The organism is Sphingomonas sp. (assembly GCF_035944535.1).
Taxonomy (GTDB): domain Bacteria; phylum Pseudomonadota; class Alphaproteobacteria; order Sphingomonadales; family Sphingomonadaceae; genus Sphingomonas_B.
On sequence record NZ_DASZBC010000007.1, the window covers coordinates 278,887 to 295,945 of the forward strand.

Genomic DNA, 17,059 nt, shown 5'->3' on the forward strand with positions numbered 1-17,059 from the left:
TTAACCTTTCCGAAGCGTAACGGGTTTATCCTGGCAGCAGGCAACCAGGATGACGCAGAATGAGCGGCTACGCCAACGCACCTTACGGGTTCGGTTTTGCTCCAGACCCGTTCCTGCCGCAGCTGAACGAAGCTCAGGCAGACGCCGGCGAGCAGCCTGACGAAGGCGATCATCCCAAGGAGCCGCGCTACAATTACAGCGCGATGCACTCCGCCATCAAACGCAACCGCGAATGGTATCGCTAGAGTAGAGTGCGATTGGCGGGAGCCGGTTTCGTCATGGCGAGCTTAGCGAAGCAATCCAGTGCGGCACCAAGGCCGTCTGGATTGCTTCGTCGCTGCGCTCCTCGCAATGACGAGGGGGCAATCAGCTCGGATGCGCTTCGGCCTCCCCTAGGCCGGGAGTCTCGCCCCCGTCGCCCGGATCGGGGATGTCGGTGTCGGGCGGCGGTGCGCCGACTTCGTCCGGGGCCTGGCCGGGATCCATCGGCGGGGTCTCCGGAACCGAGTCGGGCGGGGGCACGGTGGCCATCAGTGTCTCCTCTCCTTTGACCCAACGCCCGCGGCTTAAGCGGGTTGCTCAATAGGAAGGGCTGGTATAGACGCCCGCGACCGGCGGTCCGGCCGCGGGCGTGGCGGAATTGGTAGACGCACCAGATTTAGGTTCTGGCATCGAAAGATGTGGGGGTTCGAGTCCCTTCGCCCGCACCAATCCCGAGGCCCAAAGCACTGGACTCTCACACGAATTCTTGAAGGCGAGACATGCAGACTGTCGAGACGTTGAACGAGGGCCTGAAGCGGGCTTACACGCTGAAGATTACCGCCAAGGACATCGAAGCGCGCGTCGATGGCGAGATCAAGAAGGTCGCGCCGCAGATCAAGATGCCCGGCTTCCGCCCCGGCAAGGTGCCCGCCAATCTCGTCCGCAAGATGCATGGGCCCGCGCTCGAGCAGCAGGCGCTCGAGACCGCGGTGCAGGAAGGCGTGCAGCAGCTGATTGCCGAGAAGCAGTTGCGCCCGGCGATGCAGCCTTCGGTCGAGCTCGACGAGAGCTTTGCGCCCGGCAAGGACGCCGAGGTCAAGGTGACGCTGGAAGTGCTGCCGCAGGTGCCGGAAGCGGCGATCGACGGGCTGAAGCTGGAGCGGCTGACCGTTCCGGTGGAAGATGCCGAGATCGACGAGACGCTGAAGCGCATCGCGGGTAGCAACAAACAGTTCGAAGCGGCCGCCAAGCCGACCTACAAGGCGAAGACCGGCGACCTGGTGGTGATGGATTTCGTTGGCTCCGTCGACGGCGTCGAGTTCGAAGGCGGCAAGGGCGAAGGCGTGTCCCTGGAGCTGGGCTCCGGCCAGTTCATCCCCGGCTTCGAGGACCAGCTGGTCGGCGTGAAGGCCAATGACCAGAAGACGGTCGAGGTCACTTTCCCCGAGGATTATGGCGCCAAGCACCTGGCCGGCAAGGCGGCCAAGTTCGAAGTGACCGTCAACGAAGTGCGTTGCCCGAAGGAAACCGCGCTCGACGACGACTTCGCCAAGCAGCTGGGCCTGGAAGGCATCGACAAGCTGCGCGAGCTGGTGAAGGGCCAGCTGGAGCAGGAGCATAACCAGCTCACCCGCACGCACATGAAGCGCAAGCTTCTCGACCAGCTGGCGGCTGCCCATGATTTCGAAGTGCCGCCCTCGATGGTGGACGCCGAGTTCAACCAGATCTGGGCGCAGCTGGAGCATGAGGCCGGTCACGAGGCCGATCCGGAAGCCGCGCGCGCCGAGATGGAGAAGGATCGCGACGATTACCGCCGCATCGCCGAGCGCCGCGTGCGCCTGGGCCTGCTGCTGTCGGAGATCGGCAACAAGAATGGCGTCGAGATCACGCAGCAGGAGATGAACATGCTGGTCGCGCAGGCGGCGCAGCAATACCGGCCGGAAGACCGCGACAAGTTCGTCCAGTATATCCGCAACGAGCCGATGGCCGCTGCCCAGCTGCGCGCGCCGCTGTTCGAGGACAAGGTGGTCGACTTCCTGTTCTCGAAAGCCGAGGTGACCGAGCGGAGCGTGACCCGCGCCGAAGTCGAAGCCGAGATCGAGGCGGACGAGGACGGGCATGTCCATGGCCCGGGCTGCGGCCATGATCATCACGATCACGCGCCGGCTCCGGCGAAGGCAGCCAAGCCAGCTACGAAGAAGAAGACGAGCAAGGTGGCAAAGGCCGATGAGGCTGCTGCCGAGGCCGAAGTCGCGGCCGTGGCCGAGCAGATCGAAGCGGCTCCGGCCAAGCCGAAGCGCGCGGCCAAGAAGGCTGCCGAGCCTGTTGCCGAGGTGGCGCCGGGCGTCGAGGCCGAGGCGGCTCCCGCTAAGCCGAAGCGGGCGAAGAAGGCGGCGGAGTAATTTCCCTCCTCGTCATTGCGGGGAGCGGAGCGACGAGGCAATCCACGACGTCATACGCCGAACTGGATTGCTTCGCTCCGCTCGCAATGACGAGCCGCAGATCCCCTTAGAACTTCACTTCGCTCATGTTGGTGATGACGGTGCCGAGGATGCCATATTCCTTGGCCTCTTCGGTCGACATCCAGTAATCGCGATCGATGTCCTTGCGGACGCGTTCCACGGGCTGGCCGGTGCGTTCGGCAATGACCTGCGCGATGCGTTCGCGAAGCTTGATGATCTCTTGGGCTTGGATGGCGATGTCGCTCGCGCGGCCGCCGGCGCCGCCTGAGGGCTGGTGAATCAGGAAGCGGGTGCTGGGCAGGCAGAAGCGGCGTTCCTTGGCCGCTCCAAGGAAGATATGGGCCGCGATCGAGCCGACCCAGCCGGTGCCGATCACCGCCACCGGCGAGCGCAGGAACCCGACCATGTCATGAATGGTGTCGCCGGATTCGACATGGCCGCCGGGCGAGTTGATGATCAGCTTGATCGGTTCCTGGCTGACATGGTCGAGATAGAGGAGCTGAGTCGCGATCCGTTCCGAGACCTTCTGATCCACCGGCCCGAACAGCAGGACGGTGCGCGCCTCCAGAAACTTGGTCATCATCGCCGCGGTGCTGCGATCGGGGCCGGGATTGGTATCCTCATCGTCGTCGGTCATGCGAAAGCCGGGCATCAGCGTCATGGGATCACCTGTGGTTGCTTGTGCGCGCTACGTAAGCGCCGCCAACCGGCGGCGCAACGGACGCGGCCCTTGAACCAAGCCGCGGAACCGACGACATAGCGACCGCAGATTCAAGCTGAGGACGCCTGATGCCCACTCCCGATCACGCCGACATTCTCGGCGCCCTTGTTCCCATCGTCATCGAGCAGTCGAACCGGGGCGAACGCAGCTTCGACATCTATTCGCGGCTGCTGCGCGAGCGGATCGTGTTCGTGACGGGCCAGGTGGAAGACCATATGGCCTCGCTGATCACCGCCCAGTTGCTCTTCCTCGAGTCCGAGAACCCGAAGAAGGACATCTACATGTACATCAACTCGCCGGGCGGCGTCGTCACGGCGGGCATGGCGATCCACGACACCATGCAGTACATCCGGCCGCGCATCGGCACGGTGTGCATCGGCCAGGCGGCGTCGATGGGCAGCTTCCTGCTGGCGGCCGGCGAGCCGGGCATGCGCGTTGCCCTGACCAACGCACGGATCATGATCCACCAGCCTTCGGGCGGCGCGCAGGGGCAGGCGACGGATATCGAGATCCAGGCGCGCGAGATCCTGCGCATCCGGGCGCGGATGAACGAGCTTTATTCGAAATATACCGGGCAGCCCATCGAAGTGATCAACGACGCGATGGAGCGGGACAAATTCCTGGAAGCCAATGAGGCGAAGGAGTTCGGCCTGATCGACGAAGTCTTCGACAAGCGCCCGACCCCGGCCGAGGAGCCGACGCAGCAGGCGGCGTAGCTTTCTGGTTCTCACGAAGAGCACGAAGGGCACGAAGGGAGCTTCTCTTCGTGCCCTTTGTGTTCTTGGTGAGAGGAGATTACCTCTTCCGTCGGGAGAGGTCGAGACGGCGGAGCCGTCCGGGTGAGGGAATCGCGCGCGCGCCGTCATGCCGCCGATCCCGTCGCCCCGCTCGCTAGTGCGAGTCGCCCTCTCCTGATGGGAGAGGGAGGATTATGAAGCTCTACGGGATTTCGCTGTCGCCTTATGTGCGCAAGGTGCTGATGGTTGCGGCTGAAAAGGGGCTGGAGCTGGAAGTGGTGCCGGTTGGGCTGGGACAGCCCAACCCCGATTTCCTCGCCTGCAGCCCGTTCGCCAAGATGCCCGGCTTCGAGGATGGTGACTTCCGCATCTCGGACTCGACCGCAATCGTCACCTATCTCGATGCGAGATATCCCGAGCCGCCCATGTATCCCTCGACGCCCGAGGATCGGGCGCGGGCGGTCTGGTTCGAGGAACTGGCGGACACGATCTTCGTCGCCGTGGGCGGCAAGATCTTCTTCAACCGCGTCGTGGCCAAGCTGATCGGGCGCGAAGGCGATCTGGCCGCGGCCGACAAGGCGGCGGCGGAGGAATTGCCGCCCGTGTACGACTATCTGGAGAAGGTCGTGCCCGAAGCGAGTGGGTTCCTGGTCGGCAACCGGCTGTCGATCGCCGATATCGCGGTGGCGAGCCCCTTCGTGAACATGATGCACACCGGCACCATGCCGGACCCGGCGCGCTATCCGAGACTTTCGGCCTGGGCCAGGAGCTGGCTGGAGCGGCCCGGCGTCGCAGCACTGCTGGAGCGGGAGCAGGCCATAGTTCGGCGGGCAGCTTGAACCATATCGGTAAATTGTTCTTGACATCGTGATGATGATCTGGCACTAAACGGGCCATTATGTAGTTTACAAACCCACTGACATTCGCTAGGTAAGGGCCTCAACAGAAGGCTCTCACCATGTCGGTTCTCTCCTCTTCCCACTTCCACGACGAAGCCAAGGCCTTCGCGTTTCTGGAGAGCATCGTCTGGGCCGATGGCGTGACGTGCCCGCATTGTGGCGTGGTCGGTGGTCGCATCTACGATCTGGCCGGTGTCCGCTCCAAGGCGAACGTCAAGAACCCGGAAGGCGTTGTCCGTCACGGCCTCAAGAAGTGTGGCGAGTGCCGCAAGCAGTTCACCGTGAAAGTCGGCACCGTTTTCGAGCATGCCCGCATGCCGCTCCACAAGATGCTGCAAGCCGTTCACCTGATGGTGTCCAGCAAGAAGGGCATCAGCGCCCATCAGCTTAGCCGCGTCCTAGAGGTCCAGTATAAGACCGCCTGGTTCCTGGCGCACCGTATCCGCGAAGCCATGCGTTCCGGCGACCTTGCCCCGTTCGGTTCGGGCGGTGGCGCTGTCGAGGTGGATGAAACCTATTTCGGCAACAAGAAGGGCGCGGCCCCGGCTCGTGGCGGCCACGCGCACAAGTTCGGCGTGCTGGCGCTGGTCGATCGCACTACCGGCACGATGCGCACCTTCACCTTTGACAAGTTCCGCGCTGATGCCGTGCACCCGATCGTTCGCGCCAACATCAGCCGCGAGGCGCGCCTGATGACCGACGAAAGCCGCATGTATCATAAGCTGGGCACCGATTTTGCCGAGCACGGCACCACCCTTCACGGCATCCGCCAGTATGTGCACCCGGAAGATCGCACCATCCACACGAACACCGTTGAAGGCGCGTTCTCGATTTTCAAGCGCGGCATGAAGGGCGTTTATCAGCACTGTGGCGAGCAGCACCTGCACCGCTACCTTGCCGAGTTCGAGTTCCGGTATAATCACCGCATCGCTAATGGCGTCGATGATCGCCAGCGGGCCGTCCAGAGCCTCAAGGGCATCGTTGGCAAGCGCCTCACCTACGCAAGGCCTGACCTCAACGCCTAAGAAGAAGCGCGTCGCCAAAGCGCCAAAGACGCGGTGGATCACGAAAGGCCGGAAGGGGATTTCAAAGAAAAGGCGGCGGTGCTATGAACACCGCAGCCAGTCTAGAGCTACCATCTTGTTGGCCCACCTCGAAGCCGCCGACCGCACCATCGGTCTGGCGGCTTCTTCATTTTGCCCGTGCCGCGTCCGTGGGCGTGACGACGGCTAGAGCAACCCTCCTAAGCATAGATCACCTCCTGCTCCAGCCATTAATGGATTCATTCGCAGAAGGTCAATGCGCTTAATGCGGTCCTGACCGCGCCTTCTCGGTTAGCGTTGCAATTCGGTTTCGGCTGCATTAGGAGCGGTTAGGAGCAGGCCGTAAGGCTGTATGGGAGCTAACCTCATGGACGGTGTCGCCGAAACCGTGGAAGCGGATGTGAAGGATCAAAAGGCGCGCCAGCGGTCCACTATTGCGTTCCCATACATGGACCTCAAGGCGGCGGCCGATATGGCCGAGGCCGTTTTTGCAAATGTCGCTGGGGGCGAGTGTGAATACGACCAACTGGCAGCGTGGACCGGGCAGAGCGCAAAGAGCAGCACCTTCCGAGTACAGGTCTACGCAGCGCGCACCTTCGGCCTCCTTGCTGGTGAGGGCGGCAAGCACCGGGTTACGGAACTCGGCAAAGCGATTGTGGACCCGCAACAGGCCCGCGAAGCCAAGGTGCGGGCTTTTCTGTCGGTTCCTCTCTACCTCGCAATCTTTGAGAAGTTTAAGGGCGGAGTGCTTCCGCCAACTGCCGCTTTGGAGCGCGAAATCGAAGGTCTAGGCGTCGCGCCGAAGCAAAAAGATCGTGCGCGGCAGGTATTCGAGCGTTCCGCCGAGTACGCCGGATTTTTTGAACATGGTCGGAACCGACTTGTTCAACCCGGCATATCTGGCGCCGCCAAGGTCAAAGAGGAGGATGACGCGGGAAGTTCCGGTCATAGTGGCGGCAGCAATGGAGGTGGGGGCGGAGGAGGTGGAAGCGATAGCGAGCTTGATCCGCTTATCGCCGCTTTGATCAAAAAGCTTCCCAAAGCCGGAGACACCTGGACAGCCGCAAGCCGTGTGACCTGGCTCCGCATGGCTGCGATGGCCTTTGGGATGGTCTATGGTGAGGAAGACGAGATCACCATTGAGATCAAAGACGGCGCCTAGCTTTGTCGAAAAAGCCGCGCCTTGTCCCTTCGTCCTTTGGGCAGCTCCCTGTCCGAGCGATCAACGCTGCGCTCGATTTGGAGCTTGATGCGGGCGAAACCATTATGTCAGTCAATGCCCAGTTTCATGCTCGCAAAAAGCATCCTGAGGATTTTGCCCGGTGCTTTCCACACGTTGCGGCAATCATCGGAACGCCGCTCTATGCACGAGACGACTTTCGGAATGAGGGCAAGATCGAACTGATAGGGAAACCCGCTGCCCTAGGTGAGTTCATGCTGGTGGCGGTTGAGATCAGTGTGGACGATCATGGCCGTTATAATGTGACCACGTTCTATCCCGTATCAGAGGGGAAGGTTGCGAAGCGGAGAGAGGCCGGACACCTAAAGCGGGTATATATGGTATGAAAAGGCCCCCCGAATTTCTCCGGGGGGCCTAGTGTTTTGCGAAGCCTAGCCGGGATGCCCACACCCGGATCTCTTCACCCCTTGCGGGGCTACTGTACCACGATGGCCGCAACCAAGGTGGTGTGTGAGGAGGCGGTTCTCACCTCTAAAGCTTCGCGACGATTCGTAACGCCCTACTACTCGGTCGGTTTCGGGGTTGTCAATTTCAGCGTGCCTTTTTTGCAACGCTCCCAAACAAAATAGGGAGCGGGGTTGCAATTTCAAGATCGTCGCATCGGTCGGTGGAAACTGGTTACATCCTTGGAGGCCATATGACGGAGCCTGACAAATCCCAGCTCGACAAGTTCAAGGAAGCCGCTCGTCAGCTAGAGACGGACGACGACCCGGAGCGGTTCAAGGAGAGGCTCAAGAAGCTGGTGAAGCACAAGCCGGTGGAAAAGCCAGAGTAGCGGCCCGACCGATGCAAAGCCCCGGTCACTACGCCCTAACGTGGGCCGCTGGTGTCCCGGAACTGAGGATACCGCTAGCAAAGCTGGTCCTGGAACCGAGACAGGCCTGATTACACCAAGGAAGCCGCGTCGGCAAACGCCACTGTCCTATTCCCTCGCGCCTGTGCTTCAAGCTCGTCGATGGAACGCGAACCGGATTGGAAAGCACGTGGCGAAGCACTCGAATGGTGGGCCGCTACTGCTTTCGTTGCAGGATCATTGGCTTACGGCATCGCCAAAGCCTTGGGTTTGTAAGCTACATATACGCCACTAAAACGGGAACGCTGAAGAAATGTGAGTCGGGCGGTTCTTCCGGATGGATGGGCCGCCCGGACTGTTTGGAGCACCCGACATGGCTGGAACGACTTTGATCGGCGGCAAGCAGCCGCGGGTGGCGGCGGCGCGCGCCTCCGCCTTTTGCGCGAAGAAGCAGGATCGGTTCTTCGCCGAGCTGGCGGCGACGTGCAACGTGACGCTTTCGTGCCGCCGGGCGCGGGTGGCGAGCGCGACCGTCTACAAGCACAAGGCCAGCGACGCGGCCTTCCGCGCGCGATGGGCGGAGGCGATCGGCGCGGCCTATCAGAACCTGGAGCTGATGATGCTCGACCGGGCGATGAACGGGACGGTGAAGACCGTGACCAAGGCCGATGGCTCGACCGACCGGACGCACGAATATCCGAACGCCATCGCGCTGACCCTGCTGCGATTGCACCGCGACAATGCAGCGGAGGCCGAGCCCGAGGTGAGCGAAGAGGATGCGGAGGAGATCCGGGCGCGGATCATGCGGCGGATCGGGCGCCTGCGGGATCAGATGATCGCGCGGGGGGAGCTGGTGGAGAAGCCCGTAAAGGGATGAATGCTGCGGGGTGTCGAGGCTAGCCACGTGGGGAATGTCCCCCGAGGGTGGAAACGGATGATCACGCCCACTTCGTCATTCCCGCGAAAGCGGGAACCCAGCTAAGCAGGCGTCATGCACCGCGATTTCGCGCCTGCCGTCTACATGCTCGCGTCGCGGCGGAACTGCACTCTGTATGTCGGCGTGACGTCTGACGTGATCGCCCGGCTGCATCAGCACCGTGAGGGACAGGTGCCCGGCTTCACGCGCGAATACGGCGTCAAGCTACTGGTATGGTTCGAGATGCACGCAACGATGGAGTCGGCTATCGAGCGTGAGAAGCGGATCAAGAAGTGGAACCGGGCCTGGAAGCTCGAGCTGATTGAAGCGAGCAATCCCGACTGGCGCGATCTGGCCGAGGAACTTGGTTTCGAGCCGCTCGGCTGAGCGGCTTCGCTGGGTTCCCGCTTTCGCGGGAATGACGAAGAATTTTATCTGGACGCGGGGAGGGAAGACGATGCGGAACCCCTTCGGACGCGACATGACTTTGGCCTTGGTGCGCAAGGAGGTCGACGAGATCGCGGCGTTGCTCGCAACCATGACGGTCGCCGATCTTATCAAGTACGACACATGCTTCGAAGCCTGGATGCATGAGGGGCAGATCGAACCTTCGCCCGAGGGCTGGCGGACGTGGCTGATGCAGGCGGGGCGCGGTTACGGGAAAACGCGCGCGGGAGCGGAGTGGGTGGCGGGCCTTGCGCTCGGGCAGCCCTGCCGGATCGCACTGGTCGGCGCGACGATCGACGAGGCGCGGGCGGTGATGGTCGAGGGAGAGAGCGGGCTGCTCTCCGTGCTCGCTCGACGCAAGCGGCGGGTGGTTTGGGAGCCGGCGATGAAGCGGCTACGCTTCTCGAACGGCAGCGTCGCGCAGCTCTATTCGGGCGAGAACCCGGATGGCTTGAGGGGCGGCACGCATCATTTTGCCTGGTGCGACGAGCTCGCCAAATGGGCGAAGCCGGACGAGACTTGGGACAATCTGCAGATGGCGCTGCGGGCGGGCATGCGGCCGCGGGCGCTGGTCACGACGACGCCCAGGCCGATCCCGCTGTTGAAGCGCATCGGGGCGGACCCGCTGACGATCACGACGCGGGGGCGGACGACGGACAATCTGGTACTGGAGGATCGTTTCCTGGCGGTGATGCGCGCCACCTATGCGGGCACGCGGCTGGGGCGGCAGGAGCTGGACGGCGAGCTGATCGAGGACATCGAGGGCACGCTGTGGACGCGCGCCATGCTGGAGGCGTGTCGAGCATCGATCCTCCCCGGGACAGGGAGGTGGCAGCCGCAGGCTGACGGCGGGGGGCGTGAGGCGGATGCCCCCTTCCACCGTCCGGCTTCGCCGAACGGTCCCCCTCCCCGTCCCGGGGAGGAGTTGGTTCGCGTCGTGATCGGCGTCGATCCGCCGGCATCCGAGCATGGCGATGCGTGCGGAATTATCGTGGCCGGCAGGGGCGCGAACGGGCTCGCTTATTTGATGGAGGACGCGACGATTGCCGGCCAGACGCCGGTCGGCTGGGCGGAGGCGGTGAGCCGGGCAGCGCGGCGGCACGGTGCGGACCGGGTGGTCGCGGAGGTGAATAACGGCGGCGACATGGTCACCGCCCTGCTGCGGCAGGTCGATCCGGGCACGCCGGTCAAGGCGGTGCACGCCAGCCGCGGCAAGGCGGCGCGAGCCGAGCCAGTGGCCGCCTTGTATGAGCGCGGGCTGGTCCGCCATCTGGGCGGTTTTCCAGAACTGGAGGACCAATTGTGCGGGATGACCAGTGGCCTCGGCTATCACGGGCCGGGGCGCTCGCCAGACCGCGCGGACGCGCTGGTCTGGGCGCTCACGGAGCTGATGCTGGGCGGACGGGCCGAGCCGGCGGTGCGGGTAATTTAGAGAAAGGGCCGGATCAGTGCCTGGCCGATCGGCTGCCAAGCCGGATAAGCGGCGCCGAATTCGATCAGCAGACGCGCGGTGAAGACGCTGAGTCCGACGAACCAGACGGCGTGGACCCGGCGATGCATCACCGCCTGCCAAAGGATGCAGAGCAGAACCGGGACAAGGAGCAGCGCGGTGAAGAGGGCCGGGCTGGACACGACCGAAGGGATCCGGACCAGATAGCGAACCAGGCCGATAAAGGCGAAGGAATAGCCGCTGAAGAGCATCAGCACGCGGTGGATCTGGGCCCGTCGGCGGTAGAGAATGCCGGCGGCGAGGAAGCCCGAGAACATGATCATGTCGAGCAAAGGTGCGGCGACGAAGGTCGCGGCGGCCTCGATCGGAATGCCGAAGGAGACCTGGCGCGCCGCTAGCACCAGGCCAGCCACTGTGCCGACAATCGCCGCGACAAAACCATAGGCGACCAGCGTCGGCCCGATGCGGCGGTGCAGGACCGTGCGCCCGGTGCGGACGAGAAGCGACTGGCCAGCGAGTATCAGAAGCCAGCCGAGGAACAGCGTCGAGTGGAGGTGGATGAGCGGGTGGCTCGACTTGGGCTGCAGCGCCAACCCGCTGGTCAGGCGGCCGTAATATTGAGGCCAGAAGCCAATCAGCGCCATCGAGACGGCAAGTAGAGGCACGACCGTGAAGAACCAGCTGCGGCGAGGCGCGACAGGCATCGAATTGTCCCCCTGAGGGAGGCAGTCTGCGCCGGTGAGGCTCGCAAGACAAGAAGGGACATGGGATGAAATGGTTCGGACGGAAGGCCGGGCGGGATGCCGCTCGGCCGGCGCTTTCGCGTGGGTTTGGGGTGGCGTTCGGGTCGGGGGAATGGCCGCGATCCTATGAGGCGCAGGTGCGGGAAGCATATGCTCTGAACCCGGTTGCGCAGCGGGCGGTGCGGCTCGTGGCGGAGAGCGTGGGGGCGGCACCGGTGCTGTGCTCCGAGCCTGAGGTGGCGCGGCTGGTGGCGGCAACTTCGGGTGGGCAGGGGTTGGTGGAGACTGTTGCCTCGCACCTGTTGCTGCATGGGAATGCTTATGTGCAGGTGTTGAGGGGCTCCTCGATCTCGCCCGGCTTCTCGACCCTTCGACAGAGCTCAGGACAGGCTTCGCTCGAAACGGCTTCGGCTTTGCCCTGAGGGCCGAGCGGCGGCGGCTGCGGTGCCTCTGGCGGCGATCTCGTCGCTGGAGGTGCTGGGGCCGGCGCCGCTGCCGGACGGGGCCGATGCGGCGGTGCCGAACGGGTGGGTGGCAAAGGCCGTGCTGCCGGATGACGGTGTCTCCGGGTTCGATTCGAGGAAGATCACGTTGACCGTCACCGATCCCGGTACCGACACGTCGGGCAATCCGACGACGGTGACGCGCACGATCACCGGCACGGCGGTGGTGCGGCGGCAATATGCGAACAATACGCAGCGGCTGAACTCCGCCACCTCCGGCACGCGCACCGTCTATTTCGCGCTGTCCGACGTGATCTATGCCGGATCGACGGTGACGGCGGCGAATGCGGCTGCCGGCTATTATGGCGCGGCGGCGGCGGGATCGATCGCCGGCATCAGCAACGGCTCCACGCTCGCCTATGAGCTGCCGAGGGTCGGCTGGGCTAACGTCCAGCACGAGCGGGTGAACGCCGGCACGCTGGCCGTGGAGCTGTTCGCCTATCACCGGCACGCGATGAATGGCCAGCAGGTCGCGTGCGTGAAGCTGCGGGCGCGCGACGCGGCGGGCACCGGGCTGTCGCCGGAAGTGATCGTCTCCGCGCCCGCGCTGTCGAGCATCCAGACGGGCGGCAACATCGCCGAGGCTTGAAAGGCGACGATCGACCTGACCAACATCGCGCAGGGCGATCTCGCCCAGGTGAAGGCGATCGTCTATCCGTGGATCGGCGACGCCTCGGCCGTGCTCGACACGAGCGACGCGGCCAAGGGCGCGCAGGGGACGGTCACTGCCGGCAGCGCCGTCGATGTGCCCTATGGCGCGACACCCCTCCGCTTCCTGTGCGACAAGACGGGCAGCTATGGCGGATTGACCGCCTGGGTGAAGGCGGGCGCGGGCGGCACGCCGGCAGTCGGCGACCGCGCCAATCCCTATGCGACGGTGCAGGCGGCGCTCAGCGCTATTGCGACTGCCAATGGCACGACGAAGGGCCATGCCGACCATAGCGGCTCGACCATCTACCTGATGGACGATGGCGCGGGCGGCGCGTTCGATCACGCGATCGGCGCCACCAATACGATTGCGGCGGGCAAGTGCTGGACCGATGTGCGGGTCGATCCCCTGGCGACGGGGCAGGTGCGCGCGACACCGAGCGGCGCGGTCTCGACGGCCGACCTGTTCCGCGTGCGCTGCCCGATCATCGTCAGCACCACCGGCAACGTCGGGTTCACCAACTCCAGCCCGAACGTGCGGCGGATCGCCTTCGACGGCGCCAGCATCACCTATACGGCGACGCCGAGCACGCCGCTCGTCTATGCGATCGGCCTGGTCTACTGGCGCAACTGCACCTTCACCAACGTGGCCGTAACGCCGTTCAACACCTTCAGCACCAACCGCACGGCGGCGGCGCTGATCCTCGGCAATACGGGCAACTTCACCGTCAGCGGCAAGTGCGCGCCCTATACCTGCGTCGGCAACACGTTCGAGGGCCTGGCGGTCGGCGAGTTCCCGGCCAGCCACAGCAATGCCTTTGCGCACACCGGCTCGATCGTGGCGAACAATCGCTTCCTCAAGCAGGGCACGGCGAACCTGCTGGCGCAGGATCGGGCGCTGGTGAACTTCGCCCGCGTGCAGAACGTGTTCGAGACTTCAGGCTTCTCCAGCTCCCCCGCGTTCGGCATCGGCAATGACGGGCAGCTGGCGGCGATCACCAACTTCCTGTCGATGCACAACACGATTCCGGGCGTCGGCGTCGCAGGGTCGAACATCGGCCGCCAGAACGCCTGCTATGCAGACGTGACCGCGTCGGCGAGCGTGCAGAAGACGATGACGGAGATGTTCGATCTCCTGCATCAGCGGAACACCAAGGGCGATACGTTCACCGGGAGCCCCGTCGGCACGGTGACGAACACGGGGCGGACCGGCAGCTGGCGCTATCGCTATGGCGTCGGGAATGTCGGCGTGGTGACGGTCACGGGCGACGCACAGGGCGCGCTTGCCTCTGCGGCCAACGAAAGCGGGACCGGCACAAACGGCAACTGGACAGGTGAGTATGTCGAATCTGGCAGCGTCGTCGTCGCCGGCGAGGCGAAAGTGACCTTTGCCGACAACAAGGCTGGGACGGGCGGTGCCGGCGTTGGCAGCTATGCGCTGACCGGGGCCAGCAACGCGGCTTATGGCCGGGTGCCGGCCGGGCGGGCGGTGCTGCGTTACGACTTGGCGGGGGTGCCTCGGCGGAACGACGGCACCGGTGCGGCGGGGGCTTACGAGCGGACTGTCTGAGCCATCTGGGCCCCGGCCTTCGCCGGCGAACATCGAACTTCGAACAAGACGGGGACGCGGCGCCGGCGGCGCTGCGGAGGGAGGCGCGCGTGTTGACGATGGCGGGATTTGCCGAGGCCGATCTGGCCGCGGCACGGGAGGCGGTGAAAAGCTATGCGCGGGTGGCGCTGGCCGCCGAGGACGAGCTGATCGAGGAACTGGCGGCGACCACCTTGCTGCTGTGCGAGGCGTTCACGCGGCGGATCGGGATCGCGCGCGAAGCGGTCGAGGTGCTGCCCTGTTCGGCTGCGTGGAAGCGGCTGGGAGTCGGGCCGGTGCGGGCGATCACCGCCGTCGAGGGGCTGCCGGCGGAGGGTTCAGCCTTTGCGCTGCCCGTGGGCTCTTATGCGATCGACATCGATGCGGACGGAGAAGGCTGGGTGCGGGTGACCGCCCCAGGTGCGGCCGGGCGGGTGCGGGTGACCTACCAGGCCGGCCTGGCGAGCGGGTGGGACGCGCTGCCGGAAGCGCTGCGCCAGGGCGCGGTGCGGTTGGCGACGCACCTTTACGCGCACCGCGACGACGCGCGGGAAGGCGCGCCGCCGGCAGCGGTCGCCGCCCTGTGGCGGCCGTGGCGGAGGATGGAAGTTTAGGGCTCGCGCGGAGGCGCGGAGACGCGGAGGTTCGAGAGCGTCTTTGCGTTCAGCGCTCTTGTGATCTGCTTCCAAAGCTGTCGCCCGCGCGAACTCCCCGCGTCTCTGCGCCTCCGCGCGAACCAAGAACAGACTGGGTTCCCGCTTTCGCGGGAATGATGAGGGAGGCGAGCCCATGAGCTTTGAAGTTGCGCTGCAGGAGGCAATGCTGGAGGCGTTGGCAGCGGTGCCGGGGACCAATGGCGTGTTCCTGGAGCGGCCCGCCCGAGCGAGCGTGCCGTACCTGGTGCTCGGCGAGATGCTGAGCGCCGATTGGGGCGCCAAGGGTGCCGAGGGCCGTGAGGTGCGCGTGTCCGTGCGGGTGCAGGATGCAGGCGAAAGCTGGGCGCGGACGGTCTCGCTGCAGGGGGAAGTGGCGCGGGCGCTGGAGGCGCTGCCGCGGTCGATCGGCGGATGGTCGGTCGGCAGCGTGATCCTGCAGCGGGCGAAGACGCTGCGGGGCGCCGGCGGCGAGTGGGTCGGCACCGTCGAGTTTCGGATCAGAGCAATGGAGGCCTGAAGATGGGAATCGAACGAGGCTCCGCCTTTCTGCTGAAGGTGGGAAACGGGGCGGCGCCGCCCGTCTATGCGACGGTGGCGGGGCTGCGCACGACGCAGCTGAGCGTGAACGGCGAAGCGGTGGTGGTGACGCACAAGGGATCGGGCGGGTGGCGCGAGCTGCTGTCCGGCGCGGGCGTGCGGAGCGTGTCGGTGTCCGGGGCGGGCGTGTTCACCGGGTCGGCGGCGGAGACGCGGCTGAAAGGCAATGCGTTGTCGGGCGTGCTCGACGACTATGAGCTGAGCTTCGAGAGCGGAGAGCGGATGCGGGGCAAGTTTCTCGTGTCCCGGTTGGACTATGCCGGGGATTTCAATGGCGAGCGGAGCTACACGCTGAGCCTGGAAAGCTCGGGCGAAGTGGTGGCGGTATGAGTGCTGCGGCCACTTCTCCGTTCGCTTCGAGCCCTTCGACGCCGCCTGCTGGCGTCGCTCAGGATGAACTTCAGCCTTCGGCTGAAGTCGAGAAGCGTATCTCGACCCTTCGACAGGGCTCAGGACAGGCTTCGCTCGATACGAACGGAAATCCTCCCGCCAACCCGGTGCGCGGGGAAGCGGCGCTGCGGGTTTGCGGTTTGGTGCTGGTGCTGCGGCCGTCTTTCTCGGCGCTGGTGGCGGCGGAGGAGGAGCTTGGACCCTTGTTCGCGCTGGTGGAGCGGGCGGCGGCGGGCGGGCTGAAGTTGTCCGAGATGGCCGGGCTGTTCTGGCATTGCCTGGGCGAGCGGCCGGCGGGGCTGACGCGCGAGGCGTTTTCCGATGGGCTCGCCGACGGCGGGATGGTTGCTGCGACGCCGGCGCTCCGCGTGCTGCTGCGGCAGGTGCTGCAGGGGCGGTGACATGACACATGCGCCGTTCGTGTCGAGCGAAGCCGAGACACGGTCGCCTGGGGATGGCTGCTTCTCGACTTCGATCGAAGCGAACGGGGATTTTTGTTCATCCGCGCTGCGGCTGTCGGGTCTGGCAGGGGCGCTGCTCGGATGGCGGCCGGGTGAGTTCTGGAGCGCGACGCCGGCGGAGCTGGCGGCGGTGTTCGGAGCGATGCGGCCGGAGCGCGAGGCGGTAGCGGGGGCGGATGAGCTGGCGCGGCTGAAGGAGCTGTTTCCCGATGGATGACGAACTGGAGCGCATGGTGGTGGCCGTGCGCGCGGACACGCAGGGCTTTGCCCGCGACGTGGCGGCGATGCGGGCGGAGCTGGACGGGCCGTTCGGCGACGCGGCGGAGCGGGCCGGGAGAGCGCTGGAGACGGTGCTGGCGCGGGCGCTCAGGACCGGCAAGCTGGGCTTCGAGGATCTGGGGCGGGTTGCGCTGAGCGTGCTGAGCCAGATCGCCGCGAGCGCCGTCAAGGCGGGCGTCGGCTCGATTTTGTCGGAGATTGGCGGGGTGATCGGCGGCTTGCCGGGCCGGGCGACGGGCGGGCCGGTCTCGCCCGGACGCGCCTATGTTGTGGGCGAGCGGGGGCCGGAAGTCTTCGTACCGACCAGCGCGGGGCAGGTGGCGGCACCCGTCGCTGCGGCCGGGCGCGAGGTGCGGGTGACGGTGAATCTCAATGCACCGGCAGGGCGCGAGGCGCCGCGGGCGCTGGAGCGATCGAGCCGGCAAGTCGCGCGCGCCGTGCGGCGGGCGATGTCCTCGTAGAAGAAGAAGGTTGTCTCGCGCGGAGGCGCGGAGACGCGGAGAG

Annotated in this window: 23 protein-coding genes and 1 tRNA gene; 21 read left to right on the top strand and 3 right to left on the bottom strand. The window is 65.3% G+C overall.

Annotated features, from left to right (window positions below):
- Positions 1-59: 59 nt before the first annotated feature.
- Positions 60-245 carry a hypothetical protein gene (locus VGT77_RS08320; RefSeq protein WP_327461424.1) on the top strand — a complete coding sequence of 62 codons (186 nt, stop codon included), beginning with the start codon at positions 60-62 and terminating at the stop codon, positions 243-245.
- A gap of 121 nt (positions 246-366) precedes the next feature.
- On the opposite strand, the gene VGT77_RS08325 is transcribed toward VGT77_RS08320, so the two are convergent.
- The gene (locus tag VGT77_RS08325; protein ID WP_327461426.1) at positions 367-531 is read right to left on the bottom strand and encodes a hypothetical protein; all 165 of its coding nucleotides are present in this window, start codon (positions 529-531) and stop codon (positions 367-369) included.
- A 94-nt stretch (positions 532-625) separates the two neighbouring features.
- Between VGT77_RS08325 and VGT77_RS08330 the strand changes: the two genes are divergently transcribed.
- Together VGT77_RS08330 and tig are read left to right on the top strand one after the other, a co-directional pair.
- Positions 626-710, top strand: a tRNA-Leu gene (locus tag VGT77_RS08330).
- A gap of 51 nt (positions 711-761) precedes the next feature.
- The gene (gene tig, locus VGT77_RS08335; RefSeq protein WP_327461429.1) at positions 762-2,384 is read left to right on the top strand and encodes a trigger factor; all 1,623 of its coding nucleotides are present in this window, start codon (positions 762-764) and stop codon (positions 2,382-2,384) included.
- A gap of 106 nt (positions 2,385-2,490) precedes the next feature.
- Here tig and VGT77_RS08340 read toward each other — a convergent pair whose 3' ends face one another.
- Entirely contained in the window at positions 2,491-3,105 is a 615-nt protein-coding gene (locus tag VGT77_RS08340; RefSeq protein WP_327461431.1) for an ATP-dependent Clp protease proteolytic subunit, read from the bottom strand.
- Between the two features lie 128 nt (positions 3,106-3,233).
- Here VGT77_RS08340 and clpP point away from each other — a divergent pair, with 128 nt between their 5' ends.
- The 9 genes from clpP to VGT77_RS08385 all read left to right on the top strand — a co-directional run bounded on the left by clpP (position 3,234) and on the right by VGT77_RS08385 (position 10,672).
- Complete coding sequence (clpP, locus tag VGT77_RS08345; protein ID WP_327461433.1) at positions 3,234-3,881, top strand: ATP-dependent Clp endopeptidase proteolytic subunit ClpP; 648 nt, start codon at positions 3,234-3,236, stop codon at positions 3,879-3,881.
- Positions 3,882-4,096: 215 nt separating this feature from the next.
- Positions 4,097-4,741: a glutathione S-transferase family protein gene (locus VGT77_RS08350; protein ID WP_327461435.1), complete on the top strand. Its 645-nt coding sequence runs from the start codon at positions 4,097-4,099 to the stop codon at positions 4,739-4,741.
- A gap of 119 nt (positions 4,742-4,860) precedes the next feature.
- Positions 4,861-5,826, top strand: a complete 966-nt coding sequence (locus tag VGT77_RS08355; protein ID WP_327461437.1) for an IS1595 family transposase — start codon at positions 4,861-4,863, stop codon at positions 5,824-5,826.
- Positions 5,827-6,211: 385 nt separating this feature from the next.
- Positions 6,212-7,006, top strand: a complete 795-nt coding sequence (locus tag VGT77_RS08360) for a hypothetical protein (protein ID WP_327461439.1) — start codon at positions 6,212-6,214, stop codon at positions 7,004-7,006.
- Between the two features lie 2 nt (positions 7,007-7,008).
- A complete protein-coding gene (locus VGT77_RS08365) occupies positions 7,009-7,410 on the top strand; it encodes a hypothetical protein (protein WP_327461441.1) in 402 nt (133 codons plus the stop codon).
- 311 nt (positions 7,411-7,721) lie between these two features.
- Entirely contained in the window at positions 7,722-7,859 is a 138-nt protein-coding gene (locus VGT77_RS08370; RefSeq protein WP_327461443.1) for a hypothetical protein, read from the top strand.
- A gap of 391 nt (positions 7,860-8,250) precedes the next feature.
- A complete protein-coding gene (locus tag VGT77_RS08375) occupies positions 8,251-8,754 on the top strand; it encodes a hypothetical protein (RefSeq protein WP_327461445.1) in 504 nt (167 codons plus the stop codon).
- A 114-nt stretch (positions 8,755-8,868) separates the two neighbouring features.
- Entirely contained in the window at positions 8,869-9,180 is a 312-nt protein-coding gene (locus tag VGT77_RS08380; RefSeq protein ID WP_327461448.1) for a GIY-YIG nuclease family protein, read from the top strand.
- Positions 9,181-9,250: 70 nt separating this feature from the next.
- Entirely contained in the window at positions 9,251-10,672 is a 1,422-nt protein-coding gene (locus VGT77_RS08385) for a DNA-packaging protein (protein ID WP_327461450.1), read from the top strand.
- Here the strand turns inward: VGT77_RS08385 and VGT77_RS08390 are convergent.
- Entirely contained in the window at positions 10,669-11,394 is a 726-nt protein-coding gene (locus VGT77_RS08390) for a hypothetical protein (protein ID WP_327461451.1), read from the bottom strand. The genes VGT77_RS08385 and VGT77_RS08390 overlap by 4 nt on opposite strands.
- A 176-nt stretch (positions 11,395-11,570) precedes the next feature.
- On the opposite strand from VGT77_RS08390, the gene VGT77_RS08395 reads away from it, so the two are divergent.
- The 9 genes from VGT77_RS08395 to VGT77_RS08435 all read left to right on the top strand — a co-directional run bounded on the left by VGT77_RS08395 (position 11,571) and on the right by VGT77_RS08435 (position 17,016).
- Positions 11,571-11,855, top strand: a complete 285-nt coding sequence (locus tag VGT77_RS08395; protein ID WP_327461453.1) for a hypothetical protein — start codon at positions 11,571-11,573, stop codon at positions 11,853-11,855.
- 22 nt (positions 11,856-11,877) lie between these two features.
- Complete coding sequence (locus VGT77_RS08400; protein WP_327461455.1) at positions 11,878-12,525, top strand: hypothetical protein; 648 nt, start codon at positions 11,878-11,880, stop codon at positions 12,523-12,525.
- A 48-nt stretch (positions 12,526-12,573) separates the two neighbouring features.
- Positions 12,574-14,154 (top strand): hypothetical protein, encoded by a 1,581-nt coding sequence (locus VGT77_RS08405; RefSeq protein ID WP_327461457.1) that lies wholly within the window; start codon positions 12,574-12,576, stop codon positions 14,152-14,154.
- 98 nt (positions 14,155-14,252) lie between these two features.
- On the top strand, positions 14,253-14,786 hold the full coding sequence (locus VGT77_RS08410; protein WP_327461583.1) for a head-tail connector protein: 534 nt from the start codon (positions 14,253-14,255) through the stop codon (positions 14,784-14,786).
- Between the two features lie 175 nt (positions 14,787-14,961).
- Entirely contained in the window at positions 14,962-15,345 is a 384-nt protein-coding gene (locus VGT77_RS08415) for a DUF3168 domain-containing protein (protein ID WP_327461459.1), read from the top strand.
- A gap of 2 nt (positions 15,346-15,347) precedes the next feature.
- The gene (locus VGT77_RS08420; RefSeq protein WP_327461461.1) at positions 15,348-15,755 is read left to right on the top strand and encodes a phage tail protein; all 408 of its coding nucleotides are present in this window, start codon (positions 15,348-15,350) and stop codon (positions 15,753-15,755) included.
- A 167-nt stretch (positions 15,756-15,922) separates the two neighbouring features.
- Positions 15,923-16,216 (top strand): gene transfer agent family protein, encoded by a 294-nt coding sequence (locus tag VGT77_RS08425; RefSeq protein WP_327461584.1) that lies wholly within the window; start codon positions 15,923-15,925, stop codon positions 16,214-16,216.
- 1 nt (position 16,217) lies between these two features.
- A complete protein-coding gene (locus VGT77_RS08430) occupies positions 16,218-16,493 on the top strand; it encodes a phage tail assembly chaperone (protein WP_414713370.1) in 276 nt (91 codons plus the stop codon).
- A complete protein-coding gene (locus VGT77_RS08435; protein ID WP_327461463.1) occupies positions 16,486-17,016 on the top strand; it encodes a tail tape measure protein in 531 nt (176 codons plus the stop codon). The genes VGT77_RS08430 and VGT77_RS08435 overlap by 8 nt, the downstream gene beginning before the upstream one ends.
- The last annotated feature ends 43 nt before the right edge of the window (positions 17,017-17,059 follow it).